24 protein-coding genes and 1 tRNA gene are annotated in these 24,510 nt (G+C 69.8%); 9 read left to right on the top strand and 16 right to left on the bottom strand.

Annotated elements, in window-relative coordinates; all coding sequences use genetic code 11:
* Positions 1 to 90: 90 nt before the first annotated feature.
* Entirely contained in the window at positions 91 to 1,662 is a 1,572-nt protein-coding gene (locus ACFYRH_RS06915) for an alkaline phosphatase D family protein (RefSeq protein WP_387769329.1), read from the top strand.
* The gene (locus ACFYRH_RS06910; protein WP_387769326.1) at positions 1,659 to 2,510 is read left to right on the top strand and encodes a hypothetical protein; all 852 of its coding nucleotides are present in this window, start codon (positions 1,659 to 1,661) and stop codon (positions 2,508 to 2,510) included. The genes ACFYRH_RS06915 and ACFYRH_RS06910 overlap by 4 nt, the downstream gene beginning before the upstream one ends.
* A 4-nt stretch (positions 2,511 to 2,514) precedes the next feature.
* Here the strand turns inward: ACFYRH_RS06910 and ACFYRH_RS06905 are convergent, their stop codons facing one another.
* The 5 genes from ACFYRH_RS06905 to ACFYRH_RS06885 all read right to left on the bottom strand — a co-directional run bounded on the left by ACFYRH_RS06905 (position 2,515) and on the right by ACFYRH_RS06885 (position 5,972).
* Positions 2,515 to 3,867, bottom strand: a complete 1,353-nt coding sequence (locus ACFYRH_RS06905; protein WP_387769323.1) for an ATP-binding protein — start codon at positions 3,865 to 3,867, stop codon at positions 2,515 to 2,517.
* Entirely contained in the window at positions 3,864 to 4,535 is a 672-nt protein-coding gene (locus tag ACFYRH_RS06900) for a response regulator transcription factor (protein ID WP_387769320.1), read from the bottom strand. Before ACFYRH_RS06900 ends, ACFYRH_RS06905 begins: the two co-directional genes overlap by 4 nt.
* Positions 4,536 to 4,591: 56 nt before the next feature.
* A complete protein-coding gene (locus tag ACFYRH_RS06895; protein ID WP_387769317.1) occupies positions 4,592 to 5,239 on the bottom strand; it encodes a hypothetical protein in 648 nt (215 codons plus the stop codon).
* A 179-nt stretch (positions 5,240 to 5,418) separates the two neighbouring features.
* The gene (locus ACFYRH_RS06890; RefSeq protein ID WP_387769315.1) at positions 5,419 to 5,868 is read right to left on the bottom strand and encodes a hypothetical protein; all 450 of its coding nucleotides are present in this window, start codon (positions 5,866 to 5,868) and stop codon (positions 5,419 to 5,421) included.
* 30 nt (positions 5,869 to 5,898) lie between these two features.
* Positions 5,899 to 5,972: transfer RNA gene (locus tag ACFYRH_RS06885), tRNA-Gly, on the bottom strand.
* Between the two features lie 400 nt (positions 5,973 to 6,372).
* Here ACFYRH_RS06885 and ACFYRH_RS06880 point away from each other — a divergent pair.
* Positions 6,373 to 6,813 carry a MarR family winged helix-turn-helix transcriptional regulator gene (locus tag ACFYRH_RS06880; RefSeq protein WP_387769313.1) on the top strand — a complete coding sequence of 147 codons (441 nt, stop codon included), beginning with the start codon at positions 6,373 to 6,375 and terminating at the stop codon, positions 6,811 to 6,813.
* 232 nt (positions 6,814 to 7,045) lie between these two features.
* The gene (dcd, locus tag ACFYRH_RS06875) at positions 7,046 to 7,621 is read left to right on the top strand and encodes a dCTP deaminase (RefSeq protein WP_387769310.1); all 576 of its coding nucleotides are present in this window, start codon (positions 7,046 to 7,048) and stop codon (positions 7,619 to 7,621) included.
* Between the two features lie 53 nt (positions 7,622 to 7,674).
* Here the strand turns inward: dcd and ACFYRH_RS06870 are convergent, their stop codons facing one another.
* The 4 genes from ACFYRH_RS06870 to ACFYRH_RS06855 form a co-directional block, all read right to left on the bottom strand.
* Positions 7,675 to 9,189 (bottom strand): hypothetical protein, encoded by a 1,515-nt coding sequence (locus ACFYRH_RS06870; protein ID WP_387769307.1) that lies wholly within the window; start codon positions 9,187 to 9,189, stop codon positions 7,675 to 7,677.
* A 234-nt stretch (positions 9,190 to 9,423) separates the two neighbouring features.
* Entirely contained in the window at positions 9,424 to 9,669 is a 246-nt protein-coding gene (locus ACFYRH_RS06865) for a hypothetical protein (protein WP_387769305.1), read from the bottom strand.
* A 123-nt stretch (positions 9,670 to 9,792) separates the two neighbouring features.
* Positions 9,793 to 10,629 carry a DUF4097 domain-containing protein gene (locus ACFYRH_RS06860; RefSeq protein ID WP_387769302.1) on the bottom strand — a complete coding sequence of 279 codons (837 nt, stop codon included), beginning with the start codon at positions 10,627 to 10,629 and terminating at the stop codon, positions 9,793 to 9,795.
* Entirely contained in the window at positions 10,626 to 11,417 is a 792-nt protein-coding gene (locus tag ACFYRH_RS06855) for a hypothetical protein (RefSeq protein ID WP_387769299.1), read from the bottom strand. Before ACFYRH_RS06855 ends, ACFYRH_RS06860 begins: the two co-directional genes overlap by 4 nt.
* A 99-nt stretch (positions 11,418 to 11,516) precedes the next feature.
* On the opposite strand from ACFYRH_RS06855, the gene ACFYRH_RS06850 reads away from it, so the two are divergent.
* The 3 genes from ACFYRH_RS06850 (at position 11,517) to ACFYRH_RS06840 (ending at position 17,302) form a co-directional block, all read left to right on the top strand.
* Positions 11,517 to 12,311 carry an SDR family NAD(P)-dependent oxidoreductase gene (locus ACFYRH_RS06850; RefSeq protein WP_387769296.1) on the top strand — a complete coding sequence of 265 codons (795 nt, stop codon included), beginning with the start codon at positions 11,517 to 11,519 and terminating at the stop codon, positions 12,309 to 12,311.
* Between the two features lie 184 nt (positions 12,312 to 12,495).
* The gene (locus ACFYRH_RS06845; protein ID WP_387769294.1) at positions 12,496 to 14,721 is read left to right on the top strand and encodes a hypothetical protein; all 2,226 of its coding nucleotides are present in this window, start codon (positions 12,496 to 12,498) and stop codon (positions 14,719 to 14,721) included.
* Positions 14,722 to 14,839: 118 nt separating this feature from the next.
* Complete coding sequence (locus tag ACFYRH_RS06840) at positions 14,840 to 17,302, top strand: polysaccharide lyase family 8 super-sandwich domain-containing protein (protein WP_387769291.1); 2,463 nt, start codon at positions 14,840 to 14,842, stop codon at positions 17,300 to 17,302.
* Here the strand turns inward: ACFYRH_RS06840 and ACFYRH_RS06835 are convergent.
* Together ACFYRH_RS06835 and ACFYRH_RS06830 are read right to left on the bottom strand one after the other, a co-directional pair.
* Positions 17,280 to 17,780 (bottom strand): MarR family winged helix-turn-helix transcriptional regulator, encoded by a 501-nt coding sequence (locus tag ACFYRH_RS06835; protein ID WP_387769288.1) that lies wholly within the window; start codon positions 17,778 to 17,780, stop codon positions 17,280 to 17,282. The two genes, ACFYRH_RS06840 and ACFYRH_RS06835, sit on opposite strands and share 23 nt — an antisense overlap.
* A complete protein-coding gene (locus tag ACFYRH_RS06830; RefSeq protein ID WP_387769285.1) occupies positions 17,777 to 18,376 on the bottom strand; it encodes a DJ-1/PfpI family protein in 600 nt (199 codons plus the stop codon). Before ACFYRH_RS06830 ends, ACFYRH_RS06835 begins: the two co-directional genes overlap by 4 nt.
* A gap of 79 nt (positions 18,377 to 18,455) precedes the next feature.
* On the opposite strand from ACFYRH_RS06830, the gene ACFYRH_RS06825 reads away from it, so the two are divergent.
* Complete coding sequence (locus tag ACFYRH_RS06825) at positions 18,456 to 18,899, top strand: GNAT family N-acetyltransferase (protein ID WP_387769282.1); 444 nt, start codon at positions 18,456 to 18,458, stop codon at positions 18,897 to 18,899.
* Here the strand turns inward: ACFYRH_RS06825 and ACFYRH_RS06820 are convergent.
* Genes ACFYRH_RS06820 through ACFYRH_RS06805 form a run of 4 tightly spaced genes read right to left on the bottom strand, consistent with a single transcriptional unit; the run spans position 18,857 to position 22,792 of the window.
* The gene (locus ACFYRH_RS06820) at positions 18,857 to 20,044 is read right to left on the bottom strand and encodes an MFS transporter (RefSeq protein WP_387769279.1); all 1,188 of its coding nucleotides are present in this window, start codon (positions 20,042 to 20,044) and stop codon (positions 18,857 to 18,859) included. The two genes, ACFYRH_RS06825 and ACFYRH_RS06820, sit on opposite strands and share 43 nt — an antisense overlap.
* Positions 20,041 to 21,072, bottom strand: a complete 1,032-nt coding sequence (locus tag ACFYRH_RS06815; protein ID WP_387769276.1) for a MerR family transcriptional regulator — start codon at positions 21,070 to 21,072, stop codon at positions 20,041 to 20,043. Before ACFYRH_RS06815 ends, ACFYRH_RS06820 begins: the two co-directional genes overlap by 4 nt.
* Before the next feature lie 34 nt (positions 21,073 to 21,106).
* Positions 21,107 to 21,625 carry an AAA family ATPase gene (locus ACFYRH_RS06810; protein WP_387769273.1) on the bottom strand — a complete coding sequence of 173 codons (519 nt, stop codon included), beginning with the start codon at positions 21,623 to 21,625 and terminating at the stop codon, positions 21,107 to 21,109.
* Between the two features lie 15 nt (positions 21,626 to 21,640).
* Entirely contained in the window at positions 21,641 to 22,792 is a 1,152-nt protein-coding gene (locus ACFYRH_RS06805; RefSeq protein ID WP_387769270.1) for an anhydro-N-acetylmuramic acid kinase, read from the bottom strand.
* 255 nt (positions 22,793 to 23,047) lie between these two features.
* Here ACFYRH_RS06805 and ACFYRH_RS06800 point away from each other — a divergent pair, with 255 nt between their 5' ends.
* Positions 23,048 to 23,965, top strand: coding sequence for an endo-beta-N-acetylglucosaminidase H (locus ACFYRH_RS06800; protein WP_387769268.1), 918 nt, complete (start codon positions 23,048 to 23,050; stop codon positions 23,963 to 23,965).
* Here the strand turns inward: ACFYRH_RS06800 and ACFYRH_RS06795 are convergent.
* Positions 23,962 to 24,480 carry a histidine phosphatase family protein gene (locus tag ACFYRH_RS06795; RefSeq protein WP_387769265.1) on the bottom strand — a complete coding sequence of 173 codons (519 nt, stop codon included), beginning with the start codon at positions 24,478 to 24,480 and terminating at the stop codon, positions 23,962 to 23,964. The two genes, ACFYRH_RS06800 and ACFYRH_RS06795, sit on opposite strands and share 4 nt — an antisense overlap.
* Positions 24,481 to 24,510: the final 30 nt, after the last annotated feature.

Raw genomic sequence — 24,510 nt, 5'->3', positions numbered from 1 at the left:
TCGGTCATCTTCTCACCATCTCGTGTGAACTTCTCGTAATCTCCCGTTACGGATGTGATCACCTCGGGATGATCGGGTGGGTGGATGCCGATGCGGAGTACACGACGCAACTTCCTCACCGTCAGCGGAGCAGCGGCGGCGCTCGCGCTGACCGGGAGCCTTCCGGAGATCAGGTCCGCGGCCGCGGGATGGACGGGCCGGCCCGACCGGCGGGACCCGTTCACCCTCGGCGTCGCGTCCGGCGATCCGTTGCCGGACGCGGTGGTGATCTGGACGCGGCTGGCGCCCGATCCACTCGCCCCGTTCGGCGGGATGGATCGACGACCGGTCGAAGTGCGGTGGCAGGTCGCCGAGGACGAACAGTTCCGCCGGGTGGTGCGGCACGGGACGGCACGGACCGGACCTGAGGCGAGTCACTCGGTGCATGTCGACGTCCGCGGGCTGCAGCCGTGGCGGCACTACTGGTACCGCTTCCGCGTCGACGGGCAGCTCAGCCCGGTCGGTCGCACCAAGACCGCGCCGGCGGCCGATGCGGTCGTGCCCGAGTTGTCGCTGGCCTTCGCGTCCTGCCAGGCGTGGTGGGAGGGCTGGTACACGGCGTACGCCGATATGGCCAAGCGAGACCACGACGTGGTGTTCTTCCTCGGCGACTACATCTACGAGTTCGGCATCGACCGCGGTATCCGGCCGCACTCGAACGAGCCGTACATCACCCAGCAGACCGTAACCCTGGACGAGTACCGGCAGCGCTACGCGGCGTACAAGCTCGACCCGGATCTCCAGACCGCGCACGCGACCGCGCCGTGGGTCGTCACGCTCGACGACCATGAGGTGGTCGACAACTGGGCCGACGCGGCCCACCCGAGCGCGCCTCCGGCCCAGTTCCTGGTACGCCGGGCGAACGCGTTCCGTGCGTACTGGGAACACATGCCACTGCGGCTCGCCCAACTGCCCAAGGGGCCGGACATGCAGCTCTACCGGCGGATCCGGTACGGGCGGCTCGCCGAGTTCAGCGTGCTCGACACACGCCAGTACCGGTCGGACCAGGCGTACGGCGACGGCACGAAAGCACCCGGCCCGGAGACCGCCGACCCGGCGCGGACGATCACCGGCGACGCGCAGGAGAAGTGGTTGCTCGACGGCTGGGCCGCCTCGCAGACCCGGTGGAACGTGCTGGCCCACCAGACCGCTATCGCCCGGCTCGACACCAAGGACGGACCGGAGGTGCTGGTCCCGATGGATACCTGGGACGGGTACGAGGCGTCGCGGAACCGCGTCCTCGGCGGCGCCGCGCAGCGCAAGGTCCGCAATCTGGTGTCGATCGCGGGCGACCTGCACCGCAGCGTCGCCTCCGACCTCAAACTCGACTTCACCGACCCGGCGTCGGCCACGGTCGGCGCCGAGTTCGTCGGTACGTCGATCACGTCCGGGATCGACGGCGAGGACCTGGACGCCGGCGGCGCGACCCTGCTGCGCGAGAACCCGCACATGAAGTTCGGCAACTTCCAGCGCGGCTACGTCAGCTGCAGCATCACGCCGCAGCGCTGGATCTCCGACTACCGCGTCGTCGACAAGGTGTCCGTCCAGGGCGGCACCGTCAGCACCCGCGCCAAGCTCCTCGTCGAGGACGGCCGCCCCGGCATCTCGGAGGTACAGCGATGAGGATCCCCCGGCAGACCGTCGTCGCGGCCGCCACCCTGCTCGGCGCCGCCCTGCTCGGCTCCAGCTCGATGCCCAAGGCAACCTCCGACGTGACGGTCGGCGTCACCCCGGAGCAACTGAGTGTGGTCGGACTACCCTGCTTCCCCGGCACGCTGAACCTGACCATGACCAACACCGGCAGCCAGGACCGGTACGCCGATCTGACGCTCGACCCAAGTGGTCCACTGCAGCTGTCCCGGACGCTGTTCTCGTCCTGGCTGCCCGCGGTCGACCCGGATCAGCCGGTGACCGCCCCGGTCGAGGTCCGGGTACCGCGGGACGCCAAGCCCGGCACGTACCGGATCGGCGTCGAGGTCGACCGGACCCGCGTGAACGTGCCGGTCACCGTCACCCCGCTGCCGTCGAAGGGTGCCGGCGACAACCTGGCGCTCGGCGAGCAGGCGACGGCGTCCTCGACGCACGGCAACTTCACCCTCTGCGGCGCCGTCGACGGCGACAAGGACTCCGAGCACTGGGACACCCTGACCGGCTGGAACGACGGCACCCGCGCCGCCTTCCCCGACACGTACGACGTCGCACTCGCCGCGCCCGCGACGCTGAACCGGGTCGAGCTCTACACGCTGGACTCGGCGAAGTACCCCGCTCGGGTCAACGGGCTGAAGGACTGGGACATCCAGGTCCGTGCCGCGGGCACCTGGCAGACCGTCGCGCAGGTCCGCGGCAACACGGTGGGACACGTCACGTCGACGTTCGCCCCTGTGACCGCCGACGCCGTACGGGTCCTGTGTCTCGACGGCAACGACCACACCTACTCCCGCATCGTCGAGCTCGAGGTCTACGGAAGCTGACCGTTCAGAGCTCGGCTTTCTCGGCGCAGACCGGGAGCTTCAGGCGTAGCAGGGCGCCGGTTCGGCACGGCAGGGCTTCGGCTGTTCCGCCGTGGGACTCGGCGACCTGGCGGACGATGGCCAGGCCCAGACCGGATCCGGGATGCGCGCGGGCGGCAGGTGAGCGGTAGAAGCGGTCGAAGACGAACTCGAGGTCGCTGTCGGGGATCCCGGGGCCGGCGTCGGAGATGTCGAGGGCGCCCGCGTCGAGGCTGATCCGGATCCGGCTGCCGGGCGGGCTCCACTTCACGGCGTTGTCGACGAGATTGGCGACGGCGCGTTCCAGGGCGTCGGGATCGCCGTGGACGAGCGTGGGCGCGCAGGCCAGGTCGAAGTCGATCTGTGCCGCCCGACGGGTCGCGCGGGCCGCGACGCGCTCCGCGACGAGGTCGAGGCGGACGTCCTCGGTGTGAAAGGCGGGCTGGCCGTAGCGGGCGAGGTCGACCAGGTCGTTGACCAGCGCTCGGAGTTCGCCGGCCTGGCCGAGCGCTTCGGCGGCAAGATCCGGGGCTTGCGTGTCGGCCAGGTTCTCCGCCAGCAGTTCGAGGTTCACGGTCAGGCTCGTCAGTGGTGTGCGCAGTTCGTGCGAGGCGTCGGCGACCAAGCGGCGCTGGGCACCGACGGAGTCGTCCAGCGCGGCAGTCATCCCGGCGAACGCGAGGCCCAGCCGGCCGATCTCGTCCAAGCTGTCGGCGGGGATCGGGATGGCCAGATCGCCGGTCGTGCGGATCAGTTCGACGGTCTCGGTGAGTCGGCGGACCGGACGCAGGACACGGCGCGCCGCCAGGCGTGACGCCAGTGCGGCCAGCAGCCCGGCGGTCACCGTCGATCCGACGAGCAGCCAGGCGAGCAGTCGCAGGGTGGGTGCCGGATCGGATTGCGGGATCGCCGTACGCACGAGCGCGCCGGGTGATCCTGGGAACGGGGCGGTGTAGACGCGATACGCGACGCCGTCGTACACCGCGTAACGGAAATAGGCAGTGGCGGTGCCGTTCGCCACGGCGACGTCGTGGGCGGTGAGGTCGACGAACTTCGTCGACGGCCCGGCCCCGACCGGCGTCGGCACGATCTGGAGCTTGGTGCTCCCGATCCCCAACGGAACAGCGGGGAAGTCCGGCTCGACGGTGGAGGTGTCCCGGTACTTCTCCTTGATGGCTCTCGCGACGTCCGGTGCCTGACCGGCCGCCACGATCAGGGAGCGGTCGATCTGGCCGCGAAGGTTGGCTTCGACGGCCGGGTACAGGACCGCGGACACCAGCAGGACAGCGCCCGCGGCGATCGCTCCGCCCGCGACCGTCACCCGCGTCCGCAGGTTCACGGCTCCTCGCGCAGGACATATCCGAGACCGCGGACCGTCTGGATCAGTCTGCTGCCGCCGTCTGCTTCGAGCTTGCTTCGCAGATAGCTGATGTAGACCCAGAGCGCGTTCGACTCCGGGCCGAAGTCGTAGCCCCAGACGGACTCGAAGATCTGGGTCCGGCTCAGCACCCGCTCGGGATTGCGGAGGAACAGCTCCAGCAGGGACAGCTCCGTCTTCGTCAGCTCGAGGCGCCGGCCGGCGCGTTCGGCCCGGCAGCCGCTCAGGTCCAGTGCGACGTCGTCGAAGTGCAGCACCTCGGACCTCGCGCCACTGCGCCGCAGCAGGGCTCGCAACCGGGCCCGCAACTCCTCCAGCGCGAAGGGCTTGGCCAGGTAGTCGTCGGCCCCCGCGTCGAGCCCGGCGACCCGGTCCGTGACCAGGTCCCGGGCCGTCAGCATCAGGATCGGCGTGTCGTACCCGCCCGAACGCAGCCTCCGGCAGACCTCGAGCCCGTTCGGTTCGGGCATCAGGACGTCGAGTACCACTGCGTCCGGGCGGAACACGCCGTGCTCGGCGAGTGCGGACACCCCGTCAACGACGCACGCCACGTCGTAGCCGTCCCGGCGCAACGCCTGCTCCAACGACCGCCGTACCGCCGGATCGTCGTCCACGACAAGTATCCGCATGGAGTCCATCCTCGCCGTCGATCGTGAAGTTGTGATGAGGTGAGCCGCGGCGGCCGTCAGCCGTTGACCATCGACTGCTTCAGCTTGATCAATGCGGACTCGAGCTGGGCGGCACTGACGCCGAGCGAGCCGGCGATTCGGCCGAAGTACTTGGACTTCGGGTCACTTCCGCCGGGAGCCGCGACCAGGGCGCGCAAGGCCGCCAGGGCCTTGGCTGGAGAGACGCCGAGCGTCGCGGCCAGGTGGGCGGCCATGGCGTTGGTCGCGAACGGTGCGTCCGCACCCTTGTCCTTGTGACCGTACTTGCCGTCCGGTCCGGCCTTGTGGTCCTTGCCGCCGCGAGTGCCTCGGGGCTCGAGTAACACCGGTTCCACGACGGACCTGACTGTCGAGGCAGGCAGCCCCAGGTGGGCCGCAACCGCCGCGGCGAAGGCCCGTGGCGTGACGTTGGCCGAGCCCTCCAGCGACCTCTTGGCCGCGACGAATGCTGCTTCGAGCCGGCTTGCCGACACCCCGAGCTTCGCCGCCATCGCGGCGAATTCGGCCTTCCGGCCCGGCTTCGGCTTTCCCTCCGCCTTGGCCGCGGCAGCGGCTTTCGCGGTACCGGATTCTGCGTGGCCGGTCGTCGCCGCCGACGCCGTACCCGTCGCGACCAGCGCGGCGAGCGACACCGAGACCACGGCCAACTGTAGGCGTTTCATCATCGTGAGTCCTTTCGTCCCCTGGGTGCGCCGGGTCGATACCGGCGCCGTGGAGACAAGACAAACAACGCGGCCTCAGGTGTGGTTTCAGCCGGCTTTAGAGCTTCCTTAGAAGCCCACGCTCGCCGCGGCGAGCGAACGGTTGGCCCGGGCAACGGTTGTCGCCTGGGTCAACCGTTTGATCATCCGAGTGCCGCGAGTACGGCGATCAGCAACGTCACTGCGACGATTGCCCCGACCATGCCGAAGAGCGCGCCGATCCCCTTCCGCTTCACCTGGCTGTGGCCGATGCTTCCGGAGGTGAACTGGTGGAACGGCGACGCGTAGAACACCGGTACCGCCTGGTTCGGCTGCACCGTGCAGTCGAGCGCGGCCTTGCCGTAGACGCGCATCCACTGCGAGTGGATGTCGATGTGCAGCGGTCCGGCAGGCACCGGGATGTCGTTCCGCCCGTATTTGACCGGCACCGGGTAGCCGTTCAGGTGCACCGTCGGCGGAATCATGCTGGACGTCATCGCGCTGCCCTGGATGGTCAGGTGCAGCATCCCCATCGGGCCCTGCGGCTGAAACTGCTGCTGCGGCTGAAACTGCGCCGGCTGAAACTGGGGCGGCTGCTGCTGCGGGTAGCTCATGCCGCCAAACGATAGAACGTGTCAGGGCTATGGAGCGGGTGACGGGAATCGAACCCGCACTGTCAGCTTGGGAAGCTGATGTTCTGCCATTGAACTACACCCGCGGCGCCGGTCTCCCGGCAGCGGAGACGAGCATAGCCGATCCGGGGGCCCACAACCACGCCGGGTCCGCGCGCCGGACCAGACCGCACCCGGGCCCACGGACCCCGGCCGCCGTTTTACCGCGACCGCCTCCGACGATCCCGGATCGCGAGGTTTGCTGCGGCGTCAGCGGGATACCCCTGGAGTTGGTGCCGAACGCATCGAAAAGCACGATGCGGGCGGTTTGCACGGGGGGTTCTTGGGCAGTTTCTGACAAAGGGCACGCCCAGGGCTGGGCAGGTTCGAGTTCTTCTGGCAGATTAGAACGCGTTGCCGGGGGCAACATTCGACGCAACGTGAGGATGCGGTCCTCGACCGGACCGGACAAGATGGTTGCGGGGCAACTGGATGAAGGGGTGAACGGTGGCAACAGACACAAGTGACGCGGTGGACAACCTGGAGAAGGAACTCGTCACGTTGGCACGGCGGCTGCGTGGTCTGCAGCGCACGCTGTCCGACGAGGCACATCCGGACCTGGAGCCGGCGCAGTACGCGTTGCTGAACCACGTCGAGGAGCTGGCGCCGGTGCGGATGGCCGACCTGGTGGCAGCGCTCGAGGTGGACAAGGGCCCGGTCAGCCGGGCCTGCGCGCGACTGGAGGAGGAGGGTCTGCTGAAGCGGGCGGCCGACAAGTCGGACGCGCGCGCGACCCTGCTGACGCTGACGGCGGCCGGCAAGCGCAAGCTGACGGCGGCCCGGAAGAAGCGGCACAAGGTGATCGAGGACCTGCTCAAGGACTGGTCCCCGACGCAGGTGAAGACCTTCGCCGCCCAGGTGTCGAAGTTCAACAAGCTGGCCAACTGAGGTTAGTTGCCTCAGGCCCACGGTCTGGTGGTGCGGTCTCCGCCGGAGAGCTGAGGGCTCCGGACGATTCACCACCAGTCACCGGGCAATTCGAAGGGTGAACCCCGGCGGTTGCCCGAAAACCCCGCGCATGCGCGGGGCGAAGGGTGCGTTTGAGGGGTGAACGCCGCAAATGCATGGGCGGCGGCGGATCTGGCTGTGCGGATGAGCAGCGCGCTGCTAACGTGCGACCGTGCTGCTCTCCGACCGTGACATCCTGGCCGCGCTCGACGCGAAGCGGGTCCAGCTGGATCCGTTCGACGCTGCGATGGTGCAGCCGTCGAGTGTCGACGTACGGCTGGACCGGTTCTTCCGGGTTTTCGAGAACCACAAGTACCCGCACATCGACCCGTCCGAGGAACAGCCGGATCTGACCCGGCTGGTGGAGCCCGACGGCGAGGAGCCGTTCATCCTGCATCCCGGTGAGTTCGTCCTGGGATCGACGTACGAGCAGGTCACGCTGCCCGACGACGTCGCGGCGCGGCTCGAGGGCAAGTCCTCGCTGGGCCGTCTGGGGCTGCTGACGCACTCCACCGCGGGTTTCATCGACCCCGGCTTCTCGGGGCACGTCACGCTGGAGCTGTCGAATGTCGCGACACTGCCGATCAAGCTCTGGCCCGGGATGAAGATCGGCCAGCTCTGCTTCTTCCGGCTCTCCTCGCCGGCCGAGCACCCGTACGGCTCCGACAAGTACGGCTCCCGGTACCAGGGCCAGCGCGGCCCGACACCGTCCCGATCGTTCCGCAACTTCCACCGCACCGACGTCTGACACAACGCAAAGGGCCCCGGGAGCATCTCCCGGGGCCCTTCTACTGCCTGCACTCAGGCGGTCGGCTTGAGGTAGACGCAGACGGTCTCGGTGTCCAGGCTGCTGCCGGCACCACCCGTCGGGAACTGCGAGTAGACACCGCCGTACGGCGACACCGCGTCCGGCGAACCCTGCGTGCCGTTGTACTCGCTCATGTCGCTGCCGCCCGGGGACGAACCGTCCGACGGGGAGTCGCTGTCGGACGGCGTGTCACCGGACGTCGGGGAGTCGCTGTCCGAGGGCGTGCTGCCGGTGGACGGGCTGCTCTCGCTCGCGCCACTGGAAGGGGTCGGGCTCGGCAGGTCCTGACCGGTCTTCCCGTCCAGCAGCACGCCCTGCTTCTCGGTCTGGACGTACACGACCCCGTGGAACGCCGCGGTCACGTCCGGTACCACGCGGCCGCCGGAGAGGCTGTTCCAGCCCCAGGCCTTCTTACCGGTGGTGTCGTCGAACCCGAGGATCTCCTTGGGGCCGGTGGGCTGGTTCTCGTGGCAGGCGATCGCGCTCGCCTGGTCCCAGACGCACTGGTAGCCACCGGAATCGCGCGCGGACAGCCCGGGCGCCGACTTCACCACGGCTCCGGTCGTCAGGTCGACCGCGAAGAGCGAACCGACATCCTCGGACCCGTAGGTACCCTCCTTGGAGATCGTGCCGTAGAAGTACGCGTGCTTGAGGCCACCCGCGATCCCGGTCAAGGAGACCTGCTTCAGCGGGATCTGCTTGGTGATCTTGCCGCTCGCACCGTCCGCGAGCACGACCGTCCCGTCGGCGCTCGACTGGTTGCTCGAAGTCTTCGCACCCGCGACGACACCGCCGTGCACAGCCGCCGCGAGGAAGCCCGGGATGACCGTCGCCTTCTTCGTCTTGGGATCCGCGAACACCGTCTTGCCGCCACCCGGGCTGCCGCTCGCGCCCACGCCGATCGCGACCTGGCCGGTCTCGGGATCGAAGCGCAGATCGTTCAGGCTCGGCGTGCCGGACGCGACCGGGCCGGTCCCGTCCACCGTGCTCACCGGCGTGGAGATCTCGGCGACCTTCTGCCCGGAGTCCACGTCGATCCACTGGATCAGCACCAGGCCCTGTGGCTTCTGCGTGCCGTTGCCCTTGTCCGCCTCGGCGTACGCGACGACCGCGACGTCCTTGCCGTCGAGCTTGATGCCGACCGCAGGGGTCGCGTCGCTGACGGTCGTGGTCTCGGCCGGGGTCGACTTCACCGTCCAGGACTTGCTCGGGTCGGCGACGTTGTTGCCGACCAGCCCGTCGTAGTGGCCGATCAGGGCGACCGGGCCGACCATGCCCAGCTTCGCCTCGTCGTACATCTCGCGGGTCTGGACCTTCTGGACCGGGAACGCCGCGGCGGCGGTGAAGGCCTTGGGCGGGTCGAAGGACGGGATGCTCGGAGCGGTCGGCGTCGGCGAGCTGGCGGAGCTGCCGCCGTTGTTGCCGGAGCCCGCATCTGACTTCTTGTCGCCGCCGCCGCAGCCGGCCACGAGGATCAGGGCGGCGGTGACGGCTGTGGTTGCCACCATCGGGCGCAACATCGTTGGTTACTCTCCCCAAGTCGACCGAGAATGATCGACTGAACGCTAGCAGTGCCGATGGGTCCGCCCGGCAGTTATCCACAGGCGTTGCACCAAGCTGCAGCCGTCCGGGGATCGGTCAGCGGGTCCTGGTGCCCAGGTCGACCAGCCCGAGACGCTGCAGCACGGCACAGAGCGCGGCCGCGGCGCCATTGAGCGGTACGCCGTTCAGCGGTACGCCGGTCATCGGACGATCGAGAGCCCGGTGCCGCGATGACGCGGCTGCGGCTCGGTCAGGGCCCGGGCGGCGGGCTCGGCCAGCCGGCGGGAGGCCGGCTCCAGCCGGTCGGCCAGCCGGCGCAGCGCGCTCGCCAGACCCTCGCGCGGGCCGGTGCGGGTCGAGCGGTCGTGCCGCTGGGCCCTGGCCTCGGCGGCGCGGACCTGCTCGGCGACGCGGTAGCGGGCGATTTCCTGGTGTTCGGTGATCATGATGGTGCTCCCCTCGATTGTCCCCGTGACAGTGGTTTTCGGCAGTGCTTCGCCCAGGTCCCGCCCCCAGTGGCGGGACCTTGTGCTGTTGTTCCTGGTGGTTTCTGGTGGTGGAGTGCGGCGTCAGACCTTGACGACGGTGATGTCGCCGGACACGGTCCGGGCCCGCAGCATCAGGGCGGGCTCACCCTCGGCCGGCTTCTGCCCGGGCTCGAGGTCACACCGGATCCGCCCGGTGACCGTCTTCAGGTCGAGGTACGTCGGCAGTCCGTCGGGCACCCCGACCTGGACGTCGCCGCGGGCCGTCTCGGCCTGGACGCTCGGTCCGTCGGCGATCTCGACCTTGACGTCGCCGGAACCGGAAGTGGCGACCGAGTGGTCGCGGATCCGCTCGATGGTGATGTCCCCCGAGCCGACCTTGACGGAGGTGGGACCGGCGGCGTCGCCGATCGTGACGTCACCGGAGCCGGTGCTCAGGCCGAGCGCGTCGCCGGCCTCCTCGATGTCGATCGAGCCGGAGCCGGTGCTGGCCCGGACCGCGCCCGCGGCCGACTCGACCTTGACGTCGCCGCTGCCGGTGTTGACGCCGAGCTCGCGCTCGACCCGGGACAGCTTGACGTCGCCGGAACCGGTGGACAGCCGCGCCGCCCCCAGTGGTACGTCGGAGGTGATGTCGCCGGACCCGGTCTTGACCCGGGCGTCGAGCACCGCGGACGTCGCGATCCGGACCTGGATCTCCGGGCCGCGGCGGACGTTCCGCGGGCTCTCGATGACCAGCTCGCCGTCGACGACCTCGAAGATCACGCCCTCGTCGTCGCCCTCGACCTCCATCGCGACCGCGGTGCCCTCGTGCTCGGGGCTGGGCCCGATCTCGACCAGCCCGGAGCCGATCTCGATCCGGATCCGGTCGATCCGGTCGTTCTCGTCGTCGTTGAACTGGGTCGCGCTCCGCTCGCTCATTCCGCCCATCCCGTCATCCGCTGGCCTGGGCCGTGGCCGCCCCGGCGCCGGTCCTTGTCCTCGCGCTTGCGGTCCTTGTCCTCGCGGCGCCGGTCCCGGTCCTCACGGCGCCGGTCGCGCTCCCAGCGGCTGCGGTCCGAGCCGAAGACGCCCTCCTCGCCGAAGGGTCCGTTCGGACCGAACACGCCGTTCGGGCCGAAGACCCCGTCGGGGCCGAGCGGGCCGTTCGGCCCCAGCGGGCCCTCCGGACCGAACACCGGTCCACGCGGCGGGCGTGGCGGCCGCGGCGGGCGCGGGCCACCCCGGCGGCCGCGCTCGCTGAGCTCCGTCATCACTGTGCGCATCAGCCACGCGTTCGACGAGATGCCCTCGGCGTTCGCGGCCTCGTCCACCTTGTTCTTGATCGACATCGGCAGCCGCAGCGTGATCCGGGCGGTCGGCTCGTCCGCGTCCGGCACGAACTCCTCCGCCGGCTCGTCCTCGGCCTCGTCGTCGATGTCGTCGTCGTTGTCGTCCGGACCGGTCAGCTGGCTCGGGGCCGGCGTGACCACGAACTCCGGGCGGCCGCCGGCCATCCGGAGCTCGACCGAGCCCGGGGACAGCTCGCGGCTGATCTCCCCGGCGGCGTCGGACAGGGCTGAGATGAGGGCCAGGCGGCCCGCGTCATCCAGCGTGGCCCCGAGGCGCTGGGCCACGGAGCGAGTCTGCTCGTCGGCCAGGGCGGTGGCGTTCTCGACGCTCCGCCGCACCGACTCGAGGTAGTGGTCAAGTTCCATGACAGCAAGCATGACGTCATTGTGACGTCACTGTCAACCCTTGCTGATGTCATAGTGGCGGCAAAGGCAGAATGGGGTGCAGTCACACCAGGTGGATCGACAGGAGGACCGATGTCCCGAGGAGTACTTGTCACCGGCGCGTCCCGTGGGGTCGGGGCGGCCGCCGCGCGGGCGTTCGCGCAGGCCGGCGACCGCGTCGTGCTGCACTGCCGCGGCGCCGTCGACCGCGCCGAGCAGATCCGCGCCGAGCTGCCCGGCGGCGGCCACGCGGTGGTCGCGGCGGATCTCGGTGACGCGGCCGCAATCCCCTACCTGGTTGACGAATCGGTCGCCGCGCTCGGCCGGATCGACGTCCTGGTGAACAACGCCGCGATGTTCGTCGACGAGCCGGTCGCGGGCTCCCGCCGCGTCGGTCACCCGCTGGCGGAGACGTCGTACGACGAATGGGTCGCGACGTGGCGCCGTACGCTGGCCGTCAATCTCGAAGGGGCCGCGCACGTCACCTGGTGCGTCGCGCGGCAGATGCTCGACCGGGAGCCCGCGGACGGGGTACGACGGGGCGCGATCGTGAACGTGGGATCGCGGGGCGCGTACCGCGGCGAGCCGGACGTGCCGGCGTACGGCGCCTCGAAGGCGGGACTGCACTCGCTCGGGCAGTCGCTGGCGGCATCGCTGGCACCTCATGACATCACCGTGACGTCAATCGCGCCCGGATTCATCGCCACCGACATGACCGAGTCGTTCCTCGACGGCCCGGGCGGTGACGCGATCCGGGCACAGAGCCCGTTCAACCGGGTCGCCACCGCCGAGGAGGTCGGGAACGCGATCTACTGGCTCGCCTCCGGCCGGGCGAGCTGGGCGAGCGGCGCGGTCCTCGACTTCAACGGAGCGTCGTACCTGCGCTGAGCAGCGAATAAACGCAGGGGGCCGTAACAGATCCTTGTTGGGTCAGTTATTCAGTGACAACGGGTAAGCATCCGGACACCGTTTCGGCTCTGAAGATCGGCACTGAAGAGGGGTCCGGACCGCAGCACCCGCCGTCCGGTGCACCCGTCCGTCGCCGGGCTCGTCGTACAACGGGAGCCTCTTCATGCGTTTCGCCCGCATCACCCTGGGCCTGCTGCTCGCTCTGGCGGGCCTGGTGGCCACTGTCGCCGGAGCAGTCGCCGCCTTCTGGCTGGTCGGTCCGGACAACACCGTCACGACCCCCAGCCGTCAGCTCACCGGCAACGGTCTCGCGGTCGTCACCGCCCCCACGCTGCTCGACCGGCACGGCCCGACGCTGCACGTCACCGCGTCCGGCGACAAGCCGCTGTTCGTCGGCGTCGGGCAGGACCTGGACGTCCGCGACTACCTCTCGGGAGTCGCACACACCCGGGTGATCCGGTTCGACCCGCCGGACACGTTCGGGACCCAGGACATGCGCGGCACCACCCGCAAGCTGACGCCGCCCGGCGAGCTCGACTGGTGGGTCGCGCAGTCCGCACCCGGATCGCAGTCGGTCAGCTGGCCGGTCCAGGACGGGCGGTACTCCGTCGTCGTGATGAACGCCGACGGTACGCCGGCGGTCGGCGCGCAGGTCAGCTTCGGGATCCAGGTCCACCGCCTGTTCGGCATCTGCCTGCTGGTGCTGGGCGCCGGGATCCTGGTCCTCGCCCTCGGTCTCGCGCTGATGTTCCGCCGCCGCGCGGTCGTCGTCCACGACGACACCACCGAGATCCCGGTGATCACGAGCAACATCCCGGCGCTGGCTCCCACCACTCCCGTCCCCGCCACAGCGGACCTCACCCCGGCGTACGACGCCTCCGCGTTCGCCCCCGAGCGGGTCAGCCCGTTCGCCCCGGACCGCGTCAGCCCCTTCGCCCCCGAACACGCCGAGCCAACCCCCGCCGCCACAACCACGCCCGCCGAATCAGCTCCCGCTCCGGCTGCTCCGGCCGAGCCCGCGCAGCCCGCGACCGGCGGCCCCGCACCTGCCCAGCCCGCGCCGGCCGTCCGCCCGACGCCTGTGGTCCGGCCGGCGGCTGTGCCGGCAGCGCCGATGTTCATGTCGCCGGCCGCCATCGCCCGGGCCAAGTCCAAGTCCAAGTCCCCGGCCCTCATCGGCGCCGGCGCCTCCCACCAGTACGACGAGCCCACCCGCCTGACCGCCCAGCGCGACCCCGCCGGAGCCACTCACCCGACCCGCCGCAACGAGCCGACCGCCGCGCCGATCAACGGGAAGTCCGCCCCGACCACGCAGAAGCCTGCACCGGTCGCCGACAAGCCGGTGGACGAGGAGATCGTGCCGCTCGCGGCGTCGCCGGAGTTCGAGAAGAGTGACGAGGCCGTTCGCCGGACCGCCGCGCTGCTCGCCAGCGGCGCGCTCCTGCTGACGGCGACGAGCTGCGGCCTGGTCCCGCCGAAGAACACCCTGACCGCGGCGGACAGCCGCCCGGCGGTGACGCTGGCCGACGCACAAGCCGTCGTCCAGCGCTACAACCAGGTCAACAACCAGGCGAACAAGACCCGCGACAGCAAGCTCGCGCAGTCCGTCGAGGGCTACCCGACCCTGGCGCAGACCCAGGCCGGTTTCGTGATCGGCCGGAAGCTCGACGCCGCCGGCAAGGACGTGTCGAAGCCGTTCACCTACACCGACCCGGAGATCGGCGCACCGCAGTTCGCGTCGTACCCGATGCGGTTCGTGGTCAGCTCTGGCATCTCGGACGCGCCGGACAACCGCCAGCTCGGCGTCTGGCAGCGCGAGAACGCGGGCAGCCCGTGGCTGCTGACCCACTCGGTGTACCCGCCGAAGTCGGTCCAGCTCCCGTCCGTTGACGGCCTGCGCACGCCCGACGCCGCCGATCTGAACAACCTGCAGCTGCAGCCCGCCGCGGTCGCCAAGGACCTGGCGACGTACCTGACCGGTGGCGCGAAGGCGGCGGAGGCGAAGCACTTCACACCGTCCCCCAGCCTGACGAAGCTGCTCGAGCTGCGGGCGGCGTCGAAGACGCACGACACCGCGGAGCCGTACATCGCGAGCGTGACCGACAGCTTCGCGCTGAACGGCGACCCGCTGACCTTCATCACCTCGAACGGCGATGCGCTGGTCTTCCTGTCGCTCACCGAGCAGTACCTGCAGCGCGTCGAGCCGGGCTCGAACGCGTACTGGACCAGCGGCGAGGCGACCGCGTTCAGCAGCATGGTCAAGTACACGCAGACCCTGCACCAGGACTACCTCCACCAGGCCGCCCTGCTGATCCCGGCGAAGTCGAGCGGCGGCGCGGTCCGAGTCCTCTCGATCGACCCGCAGCTGGTCGGAGCCGGCGGAGCCTGACTGACCGGAGCCGCCCGCCCTCCGGGCGGCTCAAAGTCGGCGGTAAGCGCTTGTCGAAGGATAGTTCCGACTGATTGACTTCCACAGTTAGGTTTTCCCATCCGCCCGGGAGCCCGCTGTGGAACTGTCACGTCGCTGTCTGCTGTCCGTCGTCCCCGCCACCGCCCTGCTGACCGCCGTGAATCCGGCGCCCGCCGCGCACGCCGCGACGGCTGCGTTGACCGCGGATCCGAGCCGGCTGCTCGCCAACGCGATCGCGATCTACGCCGGTACGGCGGAGTCCAACGCTCGCCCCGAAGTCGCCGCGAAGGTCACCGCGATCGACACCACGGCTCGCACCTGGCTGGCCGCCCTCGACCGCGCGGGCAGCGGCGAGCTCTTCGCCGGCCTGCCACTCGGAACGAGCGATCCGAACCTGAGCTCGTCGTACCAGCACCTCTACGAGATCGCTCTCGCCTACCGCCGGCCCGGGCCGGCGTCGGATCTGCAGGGCAACGAGCAGGTGCGGACGCGGATCGCCGACAAGCTGGTCTGGCTGCACGACAACTACTACGGCGACCAGTCGAAGGGGTACTACGGCAACTGGTTCACGTGGGAGATCGGCATCTCGACGTACGTGTCGAAGACCCTGGCCCTGATCGACGCCGACGCCGACCTGGTCACGCGGTACGTCGCCTCGATGGACGCGTACCTGCGCAACGGCAAGGACGGCGACGTCGATCTCGACTCGCGCTTCCACACCGGCGCGAACCTGGTCGACATCACCGCGAACCGCGTGCTGCAAGGCGCACTGCTGAACGACGACGCGCGGATCCGGAAGGCGCTGCAGGACCAGTTCACGGTCTTCGCGACCGTCGACCCGTACAACCTGCAGCACGGCGTCACCGACGGGTACTACGCCGACGGTTCGTTCATCCAGCACGCCTCGGTCGCGTACACGGGTTCGTACGGGAAGGGCCTGCTCAGCCGGGTTGTCCAGACCATCAAGGTGCTTGACGGCACGGAGTACGCGCAGGGCGACGACCTGGTCGGCGTGGTGCAGGGCTGGGTCGAGCACGGGTTCGCGCCACTGATCTTCGAGGGCTGGATGATGGAGATCGTCAAGGGCCGCGCGGTGTCCCGGACGGCCACCGGGTACGACGACGTCGCGGTGATCGTGGAGGCGGTCGTCGACCTCGCCGACTACGCGACCGGCGCGGACGCGACCCGGTTGAAGGCGTTCGCGAAGTTCACCGCCCGCCCGACGATCAACGTGAACAGCTTCGCGTCGCCGGTCAGCATCGGGCGCTTCGCGGACCTCAAGGCCGACGCTTCGATCGTGCCGGCCGACCTGAACCCGGCGGCGGCCAGTACGGCGTTCAACGCGATGGACCGCACCGTGCACCGGCGGCCCGGGTACGCGTTCGCGCTGGCCCGGAACTCGTCGCGGATCAGCAAGTACGAGTACATGAGTGGCGAGAACCTGATGCCGTGGTTCCAGGGCGACGGGGCGCATTACCTCTACCTGGCCGGTCAGGACCAGACGCAGGCGTTCGGCGTCGACTACTTCACCACGGTGTCGCCGTACGCGCTGGGCGGCGTGACGGCGCCGGTCGAGACCCGCAAAACGATCCCGGAGCTGTACGGGACGCAGTACTACGACAACGAACCGGCGGGCTTCACCGCGTCGTCGGAGTCGCAGAACACCTACGTCTACTTCCCCACGGGGACGAACGCGTACTCCGGCGGCGCGACCCTCGATGCCTACGGCGCGGTCGGCTGGGTCCAGTCGGACGACTTCGCGTACGCGTCGCGCGGCGAACTGCCGGACAACTTCGTGACGTACGAGAACGCATCGTCCACCAAGTCGTGGTTCCTGCTCGACGACGAGATCGTCGTACTCGCGGCCGGTGTCGGTGACGCGACCCGCGCGGTGACGACGACGCTCGACACACGGATCGCGGCGGCTGCCGATGCGGTCGACGTACAGCAGGACAAGCGGTGGGTCCGCTACACCAACGGCACTGTGGCGATGGGGTACTACTTCCTGCAGCCGACTCCGGTTTCGGTCGGCCTGCAGACGGTCACCCGGAGCCGGCGGGTGATCCGCGCGTCCAACCCGGACACCGCGGTGACCAAGCAGGTCTTCGGTCTGACCGTCACCCAGCCAGCCGGTACGACGAGTTCGCTCGCCTACGCATTGGTGCCCAACGCAACTGAGTCCACGCTGCGGTCCTACCAGCACGGCCGGATCGCGCTGCTCTCGAACACTGTGAAAATGCAGGCGATTCAGCACCTCGGTCTGCGTCTGACGGCCGCCAGCACCTTCACCGCAGGCACGCACAACCTGCCCGGCCTCGCGATCGACGGGCCCGCGTCGGTGCTCGTCCGGCGCGCCAAGTCGAGCGTGCAGGTCGCCGTGTCCGATCCGACCACGACCCGCGACACGATCACGGTCAACCTGTGGGCGCAGTACCTGAAGCCCGCGGCATCCACACCCGGCGTGCAGGTCACGCGCACGGCGACCGGGACGCGGCTGACGTTCAGCACGCGGCACACCTACGGGCAGAGTCTGGCGATCAAGCTTCTTCCAGCGTGGTGATCAGAGTCTGCATCGTGGCGAGTGTCGTCCGGAGGTCGTCGAGGTCGACCGACGTGGCGAGCTCCGAGGTCCACGGATGCTGGGCGACCGCGATCTTGCGGATCGCCCAGTAGCCGGCCTCGGTACACGCGAGCAGCTTGGCGCGCCGGTGCGCCGGATTCGGCCGGTACTCCGCGAGGCCGCGCTCCACCAGGAGGTCCGCGATCCGCTGCACACCCTGCCGGCTGACGCCCATGATCCGCCCGACGTCGGCGACGGACCGTGGTTCGGCCAGTACGCCGCCGAGCACCTGCCACCACGCCGCGGTGATTCCGCCGTTCGCGGCCAGGTCCTGCGCAGCCTCCATCAGCCGCGCGTTCAGCCGGAAGGTGGCGAGCACGACATCTGTCAGCAGCGCACCACCTTCCGACTGTTTGCCAGGCTTCGGCCAGTCCTCGCGTGGCGGGACCGGTTCAGCGGCGTCAGGCGGAACAGTCATCCCACCAGCGTGGCGTAGGCGGCCGGGTCGGCGCGATGGAACACGCCCTCGTACGCCTCCAGCTTCGCCTCGTCCGCGAGCTGGAGTCGCCGCAACACCGCCCGCGCGAACTGCACCGGGGAGTCCGGACCGGCCGTGATCAGATCGCCGCCGACCACTGCCCGCGCGTCGACGTACCGGCCGGAGCCCTGGTAGCCGGTGGCCTGCAGGTACTCCTTGGCCGCGCTCGTGTGGTCCCGGTCGTCCAGCATCCCGGCTCGCGCCAGCCCGGCCGTCGCGCCACAGATCGCCGCGACCGGCACACCCGCATCCAGGAACTGCCCGGCCAGCTTCGCGAACGCTTCACCGCCGCCGTTGTCCCAGAACCCGGACCCCGCGAGCACCAGCAGGTCGCCCGCGTCCGGCGCGACCTCGGCGATCGTCACGTCGGGCACGATCCGCATCCCACCCATCGTCACCACCGGTTCCAGCGACTCCCCCACGGTCACCACGGTCCACGGCACCCCGGTGAACCGCCCGGTCCGCAACTCCACCAGAAGATGCCCGATCTCCCAGTCCGCCCACGTCTCGTACACCGCCACATAAGCCGTCTCCATGGACAACATGCTGTCATTCCGACAACATGTTGTCAATAACTCGAGTGCCCGCCGCCTGATCTCCTGGGATGGTGGGGTGATGAGTGTGCGCGAGCTGACGTTGGGTGACTGGGAGCAGTTCTGGCCGTTGGTGAAGGGGTTCGGGACCGAGTTCGGGGAGCCCGAGTCGCGGGAGTACTTCGAGGAACTGGTGGCCGACCCGCGGTGGGTGGCCCTCGGGTACGACGACGGTGGCGAACTGATCGGGTACGCCGCCGTGCAGGACTACGGGACACACTTGCGCGCGGGCCGGCGGCACCACGGCCGGCTGCATGACCTGTACGTGCTGCCCGGCAGGCGGCGTACCGGGGTGGGCCGGGCGTTGATGGCGGCGGTCGCGGAGTGGGCCTCAGGTCGCGTGCGGCATCTCGAATGGCAGGCGCATCACGAGCGTTCGGCGCCGTTCTACGAGGCCTTGGGGCATCGCGGCGTGCCGTGCCCTCAGCCCGAGTACCCGACGTTCGAGATCGAATTCCCCCGGTAGGCGCGGTCGAGCCGAACCAGCGAGAGCCCGGCGAGCGCCGTCGCGGCGGCGGCGAGAGCCAGGGCGTGGTGGACGTCGAGGCCGGCGAGCAGGTTGGTCGATGCGATCAGCGGGACGGTTTGAGCGAGGGACAGCAACGATTGCAGGCGGGTCAGGTGTGATCGCGGCGTACTGCGGACGAACACCGGCGCGAGGTGTGAGGTGAAGAGGCCGACACCCAGGCCCTGAATGACGGTCGCGGTGACCGCGAGTGGGATCGACGGCGCGAGGGTGAGGCCGCCGATCCCTGCCGCGGCGAGGAAACAGCCGAGACCGCCGGCGATCCCGGGGCGGTCGAACGTGCCGAAGCGGGCGACGAGCACCGTCACGAGCAGCCCGCCGCAAACGTTGCCCGCGACCACAAAACCTGCCTGCCCGGCTGTCCAGGCGTGTGATCGTGCGAGCAGCGGGACGCACAACGACGAGACCGGGAGGACGAAGGCGGCGACGAGTGCGACCACCGCGAGGATTGTCCGGAGGACGGGATCGCCGACGGCGAGGCGCAGGCCGTCCAGTGCGGAACGTAGTACCGGCGCGGGTTGCGGAGTGACGTCGTACGGCGGTTTGAGGATGAACAGGACGACGAACTGGACAGCGAAGGTCAGGCCGTCGAGGGTGAGCGCGCCGACCAGACCGAGCGTCGCGACGAGCAGGCCGCTGATCGGCCCGCCGGCGAGGGTGATGACCTGGGTGGCTGACGTACGGATGGCCATTGCCCGGGGCAACTGATCGTCGGTCACGAACAGCCGCGGGAGAACTCCGGCGGCCGGCAGGGCGAACGCGTCGACCGTGCCGACGACCACGGAGGTCGTGAGGAGCAGACCGGCCGAAACACCCCTGACCCCGATGACCGCGGCCAGCAGGAAGCAGCACGCGCCGACGATCGCCGTACAGGTGAGCAGGAGACGACGCGGGCCGATGCGGTCGCCGAGGACGCCGCCGAGCAACAGGAGTACGGCGCGCGGCAGGGTGAACCCGGTCAGCACCAGCGCGGCGACGCGCGGGCCGATGCCCGTCGCCGCCCAACCGAGCGCGAAGAACAGCGCGGTGTCGCCGAGTGCCGAAAGGGTGGAGCCTGCGAGCCAGCCGTAGTACGACCGGTTCACCCGTCCAGCCGGACGGGCATCACAAGCGTGGTGAACGTGCCCTGGTCCGCCGACCGCACCACGACCGGACGATCCTGCGCGCAGATCTCGAGCAGCACGTCCGGGCCGACGCTCGCCTCCAACGCCGCGGCCAGCAGGCTCGCGGTGAACCCGATCCGCACCGCAGCCGACCCGACCGCGTCGAGCTTCACCTCGTCACCGATCCGGAGCGCATCGGTGTCGATGTCGAAGGCAACGACATCCCGCCCCGCCAGCGCGTCCAGCAACGCCGCACGGTCCACCGCGACCCGGCACGCCGGCGGCGTCAACCCGTCGAGGATCTGCTGGTACGCCGGATACTCCGCGTCCACCACCGCCAACTCGCGCACGTCGTCACCCCGCACGAGCCGGAGCGGAGCACCCGCCTCCACCTCGACCCGTACGACATCTCCCGCCGCGGCCCATCGGCTCACGCCGGTCAGCTCATCCGCGCGGACCAGCACGCGCCCCGGCGCCCCATCGAACTCCTGCGGCCGCACGGTCCGCACCGCCAGCCGGTAACGATCCGTGGCGACGAACGTGAGCTCCTCGGGCGCGACCTCGATCGACACGCAGTCCAACGCGACCTGCAGGTCGTCATCGGTGCCCGAAGCGGACGCGGCCGGTGCCACCTGCCGGATGGCGCTGGCGAACTCGGGACCACCGAGCACCGCCGTCGTCCGGTGCGAGACGAGCTGAGCCAGCAGACGGGTCGCGGCGGCGCGCGTGGCGGTCGACTTGGCCTCGAGGGTGCGCAGATGCGCGCGGACCAGCGCGGCGACCTCGGCGGGCGCGGCGTCGAGGGCCAGGCGGACGTCCGGGAGCGGCAGGTCGATCTCGCGGAGGTCCCGGAGCAAGCGGGCGCGGGGTTGCTGTGACTTGTCGTAGTACCGGTAGCCGTTCGTCGCGTCGACCTCCGCGGGCGGCAGCAGACCGCAGTCGTCGTAGAACCGCAGGGCACTCGGCGCGAGCCCAACCAGGCGCGCGAACTCACTGATCGTCAACCTCATGGGCCCGACCCTCACCCCTGCACCAACTCGAAGGTCAACTCCGGAGCCGGCCCCACAGGCTGAGGGTCTTGCCGAAGCGTTCGCCGCGGATCCAGTCCAGGATGCCCTTCGCGGACCGCTCGGGCGCCTGGTCGCCACGGACCGACCGCGGTACGTGCTTGCGGATCTCCGCCGCGTCCGCGAGCGCCTCCTCGATCTGCGCCTCGGGCCAACCACGCCCGGCCAGGCGCTTACGCCGTACCGCGTCCGGGCAGTCCAGGTGCAGCCAGCGGCCCTCCGGCAGTTCGGTCGGCAGCAGCGGCGACAGCAGCAGCACGGGGATCCCCGACCGCCTGATCAGCTCGGTGATCCGCAACCACAGCGCGTTGTACGCCGGCCAGATCGGCGCCGCCGTCGGACTCGCGATCGAGATCCCGAGCAGCCGGCCGTCGTCGTCCAGCAGCTCGTCCATGTCCATCACCACCAGGTTCCCCGGGCTGAGCCTGACCAGCTCCGGCACAACCGTGGATTTCCCCGCCCCGGGCGCCCCGGTCACCACGAACAACCTCGTCACAGCTCTAGTGTGCGGTCATTGAACTGAGAGCCGTCTGGGAGGGCGGGCTTCGCCGGTGATCGTGGGCAGCCCGCTGGGACCGGGGGTGACCGAACCGAGGACGCTGGAGTGTCTGGCGCCGGTGCAGCTCGGGACGGTGCCGCCGAGGCCGTGGACGGTGAGGAACCCGAGGACGGCGAACGCGTACGCCTCCTTCGCCGCCGACGGGACACCCAGCTCGTCCGTGGTCCGGACCGGAATCTCCAGCTCGTCCGCGAGCAGATGCATCAGCACCGGGTTCTGGATCCCGCCACCCGACGCGACCACCTCCGTGCCGCCGTACCGGCGGACCGCGTCCGCGACCGTCCGGGCCGTCAGCGTGGTCACGGTCGCGACCAGGTCCTCGGCCGGGATCTCCGGAAGTCCCTCCATCGCCCGCGCCACGTACGCGAGGTTGAACAGCTCCTTCCCCGTCGACTTCGGCGCCGGCCGTCCGTAGTACGGCTCGGCCAGCAGCCGGGTGAGCAGCTCCTCGTGCACCTGACCACGCGCCGCCATCACCCCGTCGGCGTCGAACGGCCGCCCAGTCAGCTCCGTCACCACCGCGTCGATCAGCGCGTTCGCCGGCCCGGTGTCGAAGGCGACCGGCTCACCGTGGACGACGGTGATGTTCGCGATCCCGCCCAGGTTCAGCGCCACCGGTACGCCGGGAAGCCCGCGCAACCACAGCACGTCGATGATGCTCACCAGCGGCGCGCCCTGACCACCCGCCGCCACGTCCCGCGACCGCAGGTCCGACACCACCGGTACGCCGGTCGCCTCCGCGATCCACGCCGGCTGCCCGAGCTGCAGCGTCCCGCGGACGGCGTCACCGTCGACCCAGTGGAACATCGTCTGACCGTGCGACACGATCAGGTCGGCGTACCCACCGCACAGCTGCTCGACCGCCTGCCGGGCGACCGCGGCGAAGGCCTGCCCGATCCCGGTGTCCAGCCGGCAGACCTGCTCCATCGTGGTCGGCGCCGGCGGCAACGCGCCCGCGACGGCCGCCCGCAGCTCGTCCGGGTACGGCTGGCTGAGCATCCCGAGCGGCGTCAGGACCAACTGGTCCCCGTCCAGCCGCAAATCCGCGGCGGCGGCATCGATCGCGTCGTACGACGTCCCGGACATCAGCCCGATCACTCGCATGTCACTCCCGCAGCTCCCGTCTCCGGTCCGTCGGAGCGTCCATCTTCTTCCATCTCTCGCCCTCGCGTGCAACCGTCCGCGCGGCGCCGGCGTCGGTACCGCTGTGGCGAACCCTTGACACCCGATTTCCGCCGGTTGATGATCGGTCCCGCTATACCGGTTTATCTTCGTCCACCACGGGAGCCGATCGGTGAGGCGGGTGAGTAGTACTTAACCGATATAGACACCGCCCATCTTTGACGAGGAGTCGATCGGATGAGTTCAGAGCTCATGAAGCGAAGGACCCTGTTGTCAGCCCTGGCCGCCGGCACCGCCGCGGCCGCCACCGGTGCCGCGCTGCCGGCCGCGGCGGCGGGCAAGCGCAAGCCCCGGGCCGGGAAGACCGGACCGGTCACGGTCGCGTACATCGAGGTCAACGACCACAGCATGCTGAGCGCCGGCAAGTACACGCTGGCAGGAGGCGGCGCACAGGTGATCGACGTCGCGGTGATCTTCGCGGCGAACATCAACTACGACGGCTCGAACGCGTACCTGTTCTGCAACCCGCAGGTGCAGAACGTGCTCGACAACGTCGCCACTCAGGTCCGCCCGCTGCAGCAGAAGGGCATCAAGGTCCTGCTGTCGATCCTCGGCAACCACCAGGGCGCCGGCTTCGCGAACTTCCCGAACCAGGCCGCCGCCGACGCGTTCGCCCAGCAGCTCGCCGACACGGTCAACCAGTACGGCCTGGACGGCATCGACTTCGACGACGAGTACGCGGAGTACGGCAACAACGGCACCGGCCAGCCGAACGACTTCTCGTTCGTCTACCTGGTCCAGGCGCTGCGCGCGAAGCTGCCGGACAAGCTGATCACGCTCTACGACATCGGCCCGGCCGCGGACCGGCTGACGTACAACGGCCAGAGCATCGTCGACACCTTCGACTACGGCTGGAACCCGTACTACGGCACGTGGGGCGTCCCGTCCGCGCCGAGCGCCAAGGCGCGCCAGTCCCCGGCCGCGGTGTCCTACACCGGCACCAGCTCCAGCACCGCCGCCAGCCTCGCCCAACGCACGGTCAGCGAGGGGTACGGCGTCTTCCTCACCTACAACCTCACCGAGTCCGACACGTCGTCGTACATGACCGCCTTCACGCAAAAGCTCTACGGCAGCGCGACCGTTTACACCGGTTAGAGGTCGTACTCCCAGCCTGGTTGCCAGTTGAAGGGCGCAACGATCAGCTCTTCCATCGGTCGCCCACTCCCCAGCAGGTGCTCCAGCGCCCATCTGTTGGCGGAGTGCGCGACGACCAGGACCGTCGCGTCGGCGTACCAGGTCTTGACGTCGGCGAGGAACGAACGGGTCAGCTCGACGACGTCGCCGTACGACTGGCCGCGTGGGAACGGCATGTGGATGCGCTCGACGCGAGGGTTGAGCGCATCCACCGGCGCCCCGTTCAGCTCTCCGTAGTTGCATTCGCGCAACCGCCAGTCCTGGAGATGCGGCGCCGTCAGCCCGGCCAGCTCGACCGTCTCCACCGCCCGCAGCAGGTCCGAGCTGAACACGACGTCGACATCGCCTCGTCGCTCACCCAGCTCCCGCGCCAACCGCTGTCCGGTCACCGACAGCTCCCCGGGCAACCACCCGGTGGCGATCTCCCGCTCGTTGTCCACCGTGATCGAGTGCGTCTCGTATATCAGCCTGGTCACAGGTCACAGGTAACCCTCTTTGTCTCCGTT

Origin of the sequence: Kribbella sp. NPDC004875 (assembly GCF_042873375.1) — a bacterium.
Taxonomy (GTDB): Bacteria; Actinomycetota; Actinomycetes; order Propionibacteriales; family Kribbellaceae; genus Kribbella.
Note: the sequence above shows the minus strand (reverse complement) of the source record. Positions and strands in the feature narration are given on the sequence as shown.